General features: G+C 59.8%; 2 protein-coding genes and 1 pseudogene. All 3 read left to right on the forward strand.

Annotated elements, in window-relative coordinates:
• Positions 1–62 precede the first annotated feature (62 nt).
• Positions 63–865, forward strand: a pseudogene (locus tag Q1J88_RS12860) (IS3 family transposase); the annotation flags it as partial.
• 219 nt (positions 866–1084) lie between these two features.
• Positions 1085–2611: an IS21 family transposase gene (gene istA / locus Q1J88_RS12865; protein WP_301118139.1), complete on the forward strand. Its 1527-nt coding sequence runs from the start codon at positions 1085–1087 to the stop codon at positions 2609–2611.
• 18 nt (positions 2612–2629) lie between these two features.
• Positions 2630–3415, forward strand: coding sequence for an IS21-like element helper ATPase IstB (gene istB / locus Q1J88_RS12870; protein WP_301118140.1), 786 nt, complete (start codon positions 2630–2632; stop codon positions 3413–3415).
• Positions 3416–3473 lie beyond the last annotated feature (58 nt).

Raw genomic sequence — 3473 nt, forward strand, 5'->3', positions numbered from 1 at the left:
TGAGCTTGCCCCCGAATGACGGAGTCCTTAGTTCCAGTTAAATTGGAAAGAAGGAGCAAGGAATGTCAGATTCGAGAAGGCGTGCAAGGTACACGCAGGAATTCAAAGAGGAAAGTGTCCGGCAGGTGCTGGCGGGGGCGTCTGTGGGCTCGGTGGCCAGCTCGCTGGGCATCCCAAAGGCCAGTTTAGGTAATTGGGTTCGCCAGCAACAACGCGGTGAGCTGGGTGTCGTCGCAACACCGACGACGGCTCCCGGTGCTGTGTCGGCCGAGCAAATGGAGATTGCCCGTTTACGGGCGGAGGTCGCGCAGCTGAGGATGGAGCGCGACATAGCAAAAAAAGCCGCGGCGTACTTTGCGCAGGACACGCTGCAAAGTACGCCTGGATTCAAGAAATGAAGGGCCGCTGGCCGGTCCGTACGATGTGCCGTGTGCTGGCAGTCAGTGAAAGCGGTTACTACGGCTGGCAGCGCGCTCGTGGCAGGCGGATGCGCACACGAGCGCCTGATGAGCAGGTGCTGGTTCACATCCGAGCCATCCACCGCGAGGTGAAGGGGGAGTACGGTTGGCCACGAATCCATCAGGAGCTGCGTCGCCGAGGGCTACGTGTAGGCAAGGAGCGGGTCCGACTGCTGATGCAAGCCCATGGTGTGCGTGGCAAGGTCAAACGCCGGTATGTTTCCACGACCGACAGCAAGCATGCGCTGCCGGTGGCCCCGAATCTGGTACAGCGGCAGTTCAGCCCTGCTGCACCAGATCGGATCTGGTGCAGTGATATCACGTACTTGCCAACCGAACAGGGCTGGCTGTATCTGGCGGCCGTGGTGGATCTGTTCAGCCGAAAGATTGTGGGTTGGAGCCTCAAGCCCCACATGCTGTCATCTTTCGGCATAAAGGAGCCATTTCCTTTTCGGCATATAGAGGCCACGGATTTTTCGGCACTTAGGAGCCACCCTTTTTTCGGCATTTAGGAGCCATAGGAAGGGTTTACCGGTACTGGAGCATCTTCTGCAACCGACGTCACGCCGTTACCTTTGCATGATCACGACAGCAAGGGGACGACAGTGGCACGCAGGAGAATCGAGATGTATCAGTATCGACAAGCTCTCCTCAGCATGCGCCGCGGCGACACGGATCGCCAGATCGCGCAGACCAAGGTGCTGGGAAGACCCAAGCTGAGTCAGTTGCGCCAGTTGGCTGCCTCAAAAGGCTGGCTTGACCCGCAGACCCCTTTGCCCGAGGACGGTATCTTGGCGGAAGCGTTGGGCAAATCCAAACGCGCGTCCTCCACGCAATCCTCGCTCGAGCCACACCGGGAGAAAATTGCCGAATGGATGCGCGCCGGGGTAGTCGGGCCGGTGATTCTGTCGCATCTACAGCGCTCGTATGGTTATACCGGCAGTTATTCCTCGGTCTACCGCATGATGGTTTCCATCGCCGGTGCACGGCCGGCCAAGGCGACTATCCCCCTTGTCTTCGGGCCCGGGGAAGCCGTGCAGGTGGACTTTGGTGCCGGTCCCCTGTTGTATGACCCAGCTACCGAGAAGGTTCGTCGGACATGGGCGTTCGTGATGACGCTGTGTTTCTCGCGCCACCAGTATCTGGAATTCGTCTGGGATCAGAAAGTCTCCACGTGGCTGGGGTGCCATCGCCGGGCCTTCGAGTGGTTCGGCGGCGTGCCCAAACGGGTCATCATCGATAACGCCAAGTGCGCCATCATCAAAGCCTGCGTCACAGACCCAGTCGTACAGCGGTCCTACGCGGAATGCGCCGAAGGCTACGGCTTCCGGATCGATCCGTGTCCGCCTGCGGATCCGCAGAAGAAGGGCATCGTTGAAGCCGGCGTGAAGTACGTGAAGAACAACTTCCTGCCCTTGCGCACGTTCCGCGACATGGCGGACCTGAATCGGCAAGCCCGGGAATGGGTGCAGCACTATGCCAGTGAACGCATCCACGGCACGACGCGCAAGAAGCCCAACGACCTCTTCGAGATCGAACGCAGCGCCCTGTTGCCGTTGCCGGACATCGCCCCGGATCTGGGTGTCTGGCAACCGGTCAAAGTGCATCGCGATTGCCACGTCAGTTACGAACGGGCGTTGTACTCCGTGCCCTTCCGTCTCGTGGGCCAGACGGTCTGGCTGCGCAGTACCGACTCACTTGTCGCGATCTACCAAGACCATCAACAAGTGGCCGTGCATCGACGGACTCGCCGACCCGGTGATCGTCTGACCGTTCGGGACCACCTGCCGCCCGAAGCAGTGCAGTACCTCTCGAAAGACCGGCGGTGGTGTGAGGACCAGGCCGGCAAGGTCGGCCCTGCATGCAAAGCCCTGGTGACCTGGTTGTTGGCTGACAAGGTCCTGGAGCGGCTGCGCGCGGCCCAGGGCGTGTTACGCCTGGGCGAGCAATATGGCAACGCACGGTTGGAACTCGCATGCGAACGCGCGTTGACACATTCAAGCCCCTACTACCGGACCGTCAAGACGATACTCGCAGGCAACCACGACCAGCATCCCACCACACCGTTCACGCCGGCCGTCTACGCCTCTACGGCACGGTTCGTCCGCCCTGCACATCATCTGTTCGAAGATGCTTCCCTCACGCCACAGTAAACCTCGGAGACAACGGCCATGAATCCCATCCCCGCTCTGACGCCACATCTGAAGCAGTTACGCCTCTCGGGCATCCTGGACTCGCTGGAAGCCCGCAACCGGCAGGCCATCGACAGTAAGCTAGCCTATACCGAATTCCTTGCCTTGTTGATCGAAGACGAGATCGCACGACGCGAACAGAAGAAGTACAGCACACGACTGCGACGCGCCGCCTTCCGCACCACCAAGACGCTGGACGCCTTCGACTTCAATCAGTTACCCAATCTGAACCGGGCACTGGTACACGAGCTGGCTACCGGGCGTTACATCAGCGAATGCGCTCCGGTGCTCATCGTCGGGCCTTGCGGCACCGGAAAAAGCCATCTTGCACAAGCCTTGGGGCACTGTGCGGTTCGTCAGGGGCAAGACGTCCTGTTCACGACCTGCGCAAACCTGGTAGCCAGTCTGCACGCGGCGCGTGCTGTGGGCGCCTACGATCGACGGCTGGCAACGCTTGCCCGTGTACCACTGCTGATCATCGATGACTTCGGCTTGAAGCCACTGCGCCCGCCGGCTGATGAAGATCTCCACGAATTGATCGCCGAGCGCTATGAAAAAACCGCCACTATCGTGACGAGCAATCTGGATCTGCCCGAATGGGACCAAGCCTTCCCCGCGAACCGGCTTCTTGCCTCGGCCACACTGGATCGCCTTCGACACAATGCTTATTGCCTGGTTCTGGACGGAAAATCCTATCGCAGTCCCCGACTTGGGCCCACCACAACACTTGGCAAGGAGCAAAAAAATGACGTAAAAGACAGCTGATTCCGCCACCGAATTGATGCCTCCAGAACCGGCTTTTTAATGGCTCCTAAATGCCGAA

This window comes from Pusillimonas sp. (assembly GCF_029263785.1).
In the GTDB taxonomy this organism is placed as follows: Bacteria; Pseudomonadota; Gammaproteobacteria; order Burkholderiales; family Burkholderiaceae_B; genus Pusillimonas.

Bases quoted from the DNA above. Each gene is read 5' to 3' on its own strand.
- istA (WP_301118139.1), top strand. From the start codon at position 1,085: ATGTATCAGTATCGACAAGCTCTCCTCAGCATGCGCCGCGGCGACACG.
- istB (WP_301118140.1), top strand. From the start codon at position 2,630: ATGAATCCCATCCCCGCTCTGACGCCACATCTGAAGCAGTTACGCCTC.